Origin of the sequence: Acinetobacter sp. ANC5681, assembly GCF_023488045.1 — a bacterium.
GTDB lineage: Bacteria > Pseudomonadota > Gammaproteobacteria > Pseudomonadales > Moraxellaceae > Acinetobacter.
In genome coordinates, this window is record NZ_JAMFKZ010000059.1 from 1 (window position 1) to 4897 (window position 4897).

At 40.6% G+C, this 4897-nt stretch carries 12 protein-coding genes; 2 read left to right on the plus strand and 10 right to left on the minus strand.

Going from position 1 to position 4897, the window contains the following annotated elements:
• Positions 1-72: 72 nt before the first annotated feature.
• The 5 genes from M5121_RS15425 to M5121_RS15445 are packed head-to-tail and all read right to left on the minus strand — an operon-like array spanning position 73 to position 2556.
• The gene (locus tag M5121_RS15425) at positions 73-435 is read right to left on the minus strand and encodes an HNH endonuclease (protein ID WP_151800717.1); all 363 of its coding nucleotides are present in this window, start codon (positions 433-435) and stop codon (positions 73-75) included.
• Complete coding sequence (locus tag M5121_RS15430) at positions 422-694, minus strand: hypothetical protein (RefSeq protein WP_249571660.1); 273 nt, start codon at positions 692-694, stop codon at positions 422-424. Before M5121_RS15430 ends, M5121_RS15425 begins: the two co-directional genes overlap by 14 nt.
• A complete protein-coding gene (locus tag M5121_RS15435; RefSeq protein WP_249571661.1) occupies positions 681-935 on the minus strand; it encodes an IclR family transcriptional regulator in 255 nt (84 codons plus the stop codon). The genes M5121_RS15430 and M5121_RS15435 overlap by 14 nt, the downstream gene beginning before the upstream one ends.
• Complete coding sequence (locus tag M5121_RS15440) at positions 932-1681, minus strand: ATP-binding protein (protein WP_249571662.1); 750 nt, start codon at positions 1679-1681, stop codon at positions 932-934. The genes M5121_RS15435 and M5121_RS15440 overlap by 4 nt, the downstream gene beginning before the upstream one ends.
• A complete protein-coding gene (locus tag M5121_RS15445; protein ID WP_249571663.1) occupies positions 1678-2556 on the minus strand; it encodes a hypothetical protein in 879 nt (292 codons plus the stop codon). Before M5121_RS15445 ends, M5121_RS15440 begins: the two co-directional genes overlap by 4 nt.
• A 79-nt stretch (positions 2557-2635) precedes the next feature.
• Between M5121_RS15445 and M5121_RS15450 the strand changes: the two genes are divergently transcribed.
• Positions 2636-2854, plus strand: a complete 219-nt coding sequence (locus M5121_RS15450) for a hypothetical protein (protein ID WP_249571664.1) — start codon at positions 2636-2638, stop codon at positions 2852-2854.
• A gap of 11 nt (positions 2855-2865) precedes the next feature.
• Here M5121_RS15450 and M5121_RS15455 read toward each other — a convergent pair whose 3' ends face one another.
• The 5 genes from M5121_RS15455 to M5121_RS15475 are packed head-to-tail and all read right to left on the minus strand — an operon-like array spanning position 2866 to position 4406.
• On the minus strand, positions 2866-3216 hold the full coding sequence (locus tag M5121_RS15455; protein ID WP_249571665.1) for a hypothetical protein: 351 nt from the start codon (positions 3214-3216) through the stop codon (positions 2866-2868).
• On the minus strand, positions 3213-3509 hold the full coding sequence (locus tag M5121_RS15460) for a hypothetical protein (RefSeq protein ID WP_249571666.1): 297 nt from the start codon (positions 3507-3509) through the stop codon (positions 3213-3215). Before M5121_RS15460 ends, M5121_RS15455 begins: the two co-directional genes overlap by 4 nt.
• Positions 3506-3847: a hypothetical protein gene (locus M5121_RS15465; protein ID WP_249571667.1), complete on the minus strand. Its 342-nt coding sequence runs from the start codon at positions 3845-3847 to the stop codon at positions 3506-3508. The genes M5121_RS15460 and M5121_RS15465 overlap by 4 nt, the downstream gene beginning before the upstream one ends.
• Positions 3848-3864: 17 nt before the next feature.
• Positions 3865-4179, minus strand: coding sequence for a YlcI/YnfO family protein (locus M5121_RS15470; RefSeq protein WP_249571668.1), 315 nt, complete (start codon positions 4177-4179; stop codon positions 3865-3867).
• Positions 4167-4406, minus strand: a complete 240-nt coding sequence (locus M5121_RS15475) for a Cro/CI family transcriptional regulator (RefSeq protein ID WP_241283643.1) — start codon at positions 4404-4406, stop codon at positions 4167-4169. Before M5121_RS15475 ends, M5121_RS15470 begins: the two co-directional genes overlap by 13 nt.
• Positions 4407-4514: 108 nt before the next feature.
• Between M5121_RS15475 and M5121_RS15480 the strand changes: the two genes are divergently transcribed.
• The coding region (locus M5121_RS15480; RefSeq protein ID WP_249571669.1) for a helix-turn-helix domain-containing protein at positions 4515-4897 on the plus strand (383 nt) is incomplete at its 3' end.

Below are 4897 nucleotides of genomic sequence, written 5' to 3' on the forward strand. Positions count from 1 at the left end.
CCATGCGCGTATTTTCATTAAATTCTTTCATTGATTCTTGATATTGTTCTAACGTATCAAATTCACTTCTCATCACTTCACCTGCTCAAAATAGAAAACTACTGGAACTTTCTTAATTTCAAGAAGCCCGAATCTATGCAAATGTCTTGCAGTTCCGCTATCTCTAAGCAATTGAACATCACGATAGTGAGCCAATAGATCACGCCATGATTCAAGAGACATTGATCTCTTGTTGTGATTGCAAGCTGTGCATGCTGGCATTAGATTTTCGATTACATCGTTTTCAGGTTTTTCAGGCTTACCTGTTGTTAGATCACGTACTACAGCTTCCAAATGGTCAGCATGCCACTTCTCACCTAATTGATCACCACAGTAAGCACAATGACCGCCAAACTTTTGCTTTACTTCTTCGCGCTGCAATTTACTCAGCTTCATGCTCAATCACCTTACAATTCTTAGAGATATGATTCTCAATGTGCGAGTCGTCGCCCACTTCTTGATTACGTTCTGTCAAAACTTCAACATCACTGGCAAAACACATAAACGGCTGACCATCATCTAAACGCCCAAACACATAGCCGTCCTCAAACCGATCTACCACGCCGTAACCTGTGAAACGCTTTCCTGAATAAATCGTTGCTGACTCGCTAATGAAATCTACTTTCACGCGATCGCCTTTTTTAATGAGAGACATTAATCAACTCCTTGGCTAGAGAAGTGGCTTGGTATTTAAAACAAGTGGTTTTCTCAATATAGCCAAGCTCGATTAAAGTCTTGATGTAGCGCAGAACCGTGAAGCTATTGACATCATTCACACTCTTAGCGACATCAGAAACCTGAAATGGCTTTGTTTGATTGACAGCAAATTTCAAAACACCGATCGTTCTACCAACCGCTAAAACTTGGTTTGAAACTGATTTTTGATTTGGATTCATAAAGCACCACCAATACGAGAGTCAGCCCAGTTACACTCAACAACCGTAAGTCCATCGTGCTGAAAGCGAGACCAAAGTCGATCGCCCAAATTCTCCTTGAGTTGCTCTTTAGTCCAATTTGAAATTAGAACTGTTGGTTTTTTTGCGTCATAGCGTGAATACAAAACCTTGTGAACAAGCTGCAAGCGGCTTTCATGTTGGTCATGCAAACCATACTCATCAATGATTAGCAGGTCGTAATCAGTGAATCGCCAAACCGCACTTGCTTCACTGTCATCCGCTTTTGTCCAAGCGTTTGCAATCTCGTTTGCCATATCTTCACTGGTGACATACCGAACATAACTACGCTGATCTAAAACGTTTCTAGCAACCGCACATGCAAGATGTGTTTTACCTGTGCCAGTTCTCCCAACCATGATTAGATTTCGCTTTACCCCAGTATTAAAATCTTTTGCAAATGCGTGACATTGAGCTTTCGCATTTTTCTGACCATCGTTGCCAACTGAGTAATTTTTAAATCCACTTTGAGCATGGCGATCTGGAATCATTGCACCAGCAAAGTGTTTTTCACGAACCATTGTGTTCACTGAAACCATATGTTCTTTTTGGGCACGCTCATAAGCATTTGTTGCACATGTTTTACAGAAATCACGACCACCAAAACTGATCATTCGTTCTTTGTGTTCTTTACAAAAACGGTTTGTTTCTTGAATTTCAGGTTTTAAAAAATTATTGATTGCATTCACTGCATACCCTCCAGATCTAGATCATCGGTTGCAGGCGCGTATTGCTGAGCCTCACCCCATGCATCGTTTACGTTGCGGCTTGGTGCTTGAGTTTGTTTTTTAGGTGCGTTTGGTACGTTTTGCTTGACTGGTTTCTTGAATTCAAGAATCAACCACTGTGCAAATTTTCTTGTTCGCTGGTTTTCAGTGAGATCAATCTTGTTTTCCCAGTAAGCATTGAAATTACCCAAATGGAATTTGTATTCAGGCATAGCGATTACCGATTCAGCTTGAACACCTACGCTTTCCCGAATCACATTCAAAAGAATTTCAGGATTTGGAGACCAAGAATTTTCACCCGCGTTTTGTGTGTGTGATTTATCTTGTTCTTGCTCCTGTTCTTGCTCCTGTTCCTGTTCTTGGCTTGCAAGGGGGTTCGAAGGGGCTTGCAAGGGGCTAATTGTTTTAGCAATTTCGCCACGGCGTGAAGTCATACAAAATGCTGTTGAATATTTGTCGAAAAAGCCCGCAAGGAAAGGATTTGCAGGCAATGAGTCATAATCCTTTTGGACACTCTTGCAACGGTTATCAGCTGGCTTTAATGAGTCAGCTACTTGAAAACGTGCCATCTCGTGCACCCAAACCATTTCGCTAGTGTCGTCATAGCTACAAAACCCCGCTTCACATGCACTTCGAAGCCCCTTTGAAGCCCCTTCAAAGCCCAAACCAGTTTCATGAGCGACATACAAAAGGGGCATGTAATAAAGGCCGAGCATGTTTGCGTGCGGGCTTGTCATTAAATACAAGGCAACAATCACAGCCTCTGGGCTGCTGCGGAGTTTTTTCCCAGTAGTGCCTGTCCAAAAATGTGGAGAGACTTTTCCATAATCACGCATGCAATACCCCCTTAGAAGCCCCTTGCAAGACCCTCTTAAGAGGTGTAAATTCTTTCAAAACTTCAAGGATTAAAAAGAAATGGCGCTTATTCGCAAACAAAATGAAATTGATGTATATGCAAATCCAGAAGAAAAGTTTGTTTCTATATGCGAGGTTGATGGTCACTTTAATCAACGTGAAGGTGAGTTTGAGGATGCAATAATTAATATTGATGTAACTCATATTGATGCTGTTATCGAAGCTCTTCAAAAATGCAAAGCTGAAATCCTCCAAGGTGGTGAGGTTCAAAACGGTTGAGTGATTCATAATTATTCTCCCAACTTTACCAAACCACGGTATGCAAGCTGACGAATAATTCTTGGTGGAATAAACTCGTTGTTGATCTTGTATCGTGTGCGTGACTTTTCTTTTACTTGAATCAACTTGTGACCATCTTCCATAAGACGGCGGACAGCAATTGCCTGCCCCCCCATGTGAGTCGTTTCTTCAAGCATGTAGAATTTTTCTTGAGCAGCTATAGCAGCATTCATAACTGATAGCGGCATCGCAGCTAATTCTTTTGCTGTGTAAACTGGTACAGGCTTCTCAAGTTGAATAACTGTTTCGATTGGTGTTTTTGATACAGATACATCCTGCTTTCTTTTGGCTGCATATCTCATTCTTCACCACCCTGTTCATTCATTTGGATGAACCGTCCAAACATGATGATTTTTTCACAGCGATGTAAGCTGGAAATAATCATTGCTGCATCCTGGTAACTGATACGATGATCTCGACTCAAAGCTTCGATTAGCTCATCACGAGTTACAGCCGCATTCGCTTCATCACGATTAATCTTGCGCAAATTAGCCTTACGGATTTCTAAAAAGTCGCTTAATGTTTTTAGCGCTGGATCGTGCCAAGACTGGATAGCTTGAGTCTGCTTATGCTCAGGTAAATTTGAAGTGTTCATGACACCTCCTTTTGAGCTGCCAATGCATTGCTCAAATGAATCTGCACATCATTGGAAATAGTTCTGCACTTTGGAGAAATGTTGTTTTCTATATGCTGGTCATCACCAAAAGTGGTTAATGCTGGCAAACGGCGTTGATTTATAAACTCTGCAACAGTCGCGTGACGAATCAAATGATTAAGCGCAAAGCTGTTATTCCCATTGAGTAACACGCCATTTTTCTGCACTTGAGTTACAGTCATCAAATGATTTGGCTTAGACTCATCAATAAAAACAACCGTGTCACCGTCTACAAAATCACTATTGTTCACTTGAAGCTGTTTTGGTATATTTGTCATGTTCTCGGTCTCTCTGATTAATGAACATTGCTCAAAGCTCGAATCGCAACTTCGGGCTTTTTGCTTATCTGAAATACGGAAAATAGATTTTTGAATACATTCATGTATTCACTTGAATACGTTGTATTCTTTGATTTCTTTAACAATTCGATTGATGATTGGCCTAAATCAATTTGAAGTTTTAAATCTATGGCCTCTCTGATCCATTTAGCTCGATCACTACCTTCGGTTTTTGCTAGATCATCTACGAGTTGCTTAATATCAAAAGGCACTCTGGTAGATACTGATGACATGAGCTTTTCGCTCGGCTTTAAAATTTCTATGTTCCGCATGGTTGCTCCTGTGCGTTTTCACGTAATTCGATCCAAATATCCTGATAATCATTTGGGAAAATATCTTTGCGTGAGCAAATTCCACGATCTTCCGCAATTACTGCCAAACGAATTTTTCTGTCCGTTGGAATGTTTTTCCATCCGCTAACCGAAGCGCCAGTAATATCCAAAAGCCGTGCAACCGCATTACATCCGCCTAAAGCTTTAATTAGTTGGGTGTCATTCATGTTGCTCTCCTAATTTTCATTTAATTATTAGGCAATCCTTATAAATAATCAATAGGCACACCTAATTTAATTCATGTTAGGATTGCCTAACAAAGTGGGAATAGTTTTATGAATACGCTTGCTGAACGCCTTAGATATGCTATGGAAGTTTTACCATCCAAAAAAATTAAGGGTGTTGATCTTGCGCGTGCTGTTGGTGTGAAACCGCCATCAGTCAGTGATTGGTTATCAGGAAAATCCAAGACTATGGAGGGTGAAAATTTATTGCGTGCTGCCAAACATCTAAATGTAAATCCTCTTTGGCTGGCAAATGGAACAGGCTCTCCTATTGTTGAGCAAAAAATCTCATCCCCTCAAAAAGACGAAGTCTATATATCCCCTATTAGATTTTCGTCATCAGATGAAAAGAAAAATACTGTCCGTATCCCAGTGCATAAGAATGTGAAAGCATCCTGCGGTGATGGTGTTGCTAATTTTTTAGAAGACATTAC

What these genes read in the sequence shown, in the direction of transcription:
- M5121_RS15425 (WP_151800717.1), bottom strand. Translation starts at nt 435, where the DNA reads ATGAAGCTGAGTAAATTGCAGCGCGAAGAAGTAAAGCAAAAGTTTGGC.
- M5121_RS15430 (WP_249571660.1), bottom strand. Translation starts at nt 694, where the DNA reads ATGTCTCTCATTAAAAAAGGCGATCGCGTGAAAGTAGATTTCATTAGC.
- M5121_RS15435 (WP_249571661.1), bottom strand. Translation starts at nt 935, where the DNA reads ATGAATCCAAATCAAAAATCAGTTTCAAACCAAGTTTTAGCGGTTGGT.
- M5121_RS15445 (WP_249571663.1), bottom strand. Translation starts at nt 2,556, where the DNA reads ATGCGTGATTATGGAAAAGTCTCTCCACATTTTTGGACAGGCACTACT.
- M5121_RS15450 (WP_249571664.1), top strand. Translation starts at nt 2,636, where the DNA reads ATGGCGCTTATTCGCAAACAAAATGAAATTGATGTATATGCAAATCCA.
- M5121_RS15455 (WP_249571665.1), bottom strand. Translation starts at nt 3,216, where the DNA reads ATGAGATATGCAGCCAAAAGAAAGCAGGATGTATCTGTATCAAAAACA.
- M5121_RS15460 (WP_249571666.1), bottom strand. Translation starts at nt 3,509, where the DNA reads ATGAACACTTCAAATTTACCTGAGCATAAGCAGACTCAAGCTATCCAG.
- M5121_RS15465 (WP_249571667.1), bottom strand. Translation starts at nt 3,847, where the DNA reads ATGACAAATATACCAAAACAGCTTCAAGTGAACAATAGTGATTTTGTA.
- M5121_RS15470 (WP_249571668.1), bottom strand. Translation starts at nt 4,179, where the DNA reads ATGCGGAACATAGAAATTTTAAAGCCGAGCGAAAAGCTCATGTCATCA.
- M5121_RS15475 (WP_241283643.1), bottom strand. Translation starts at nt 4,406, where the DNA reads ATGAATGACACCCAACTAATTAAAGCTTTAGGCGGATGTAATGCGGTT.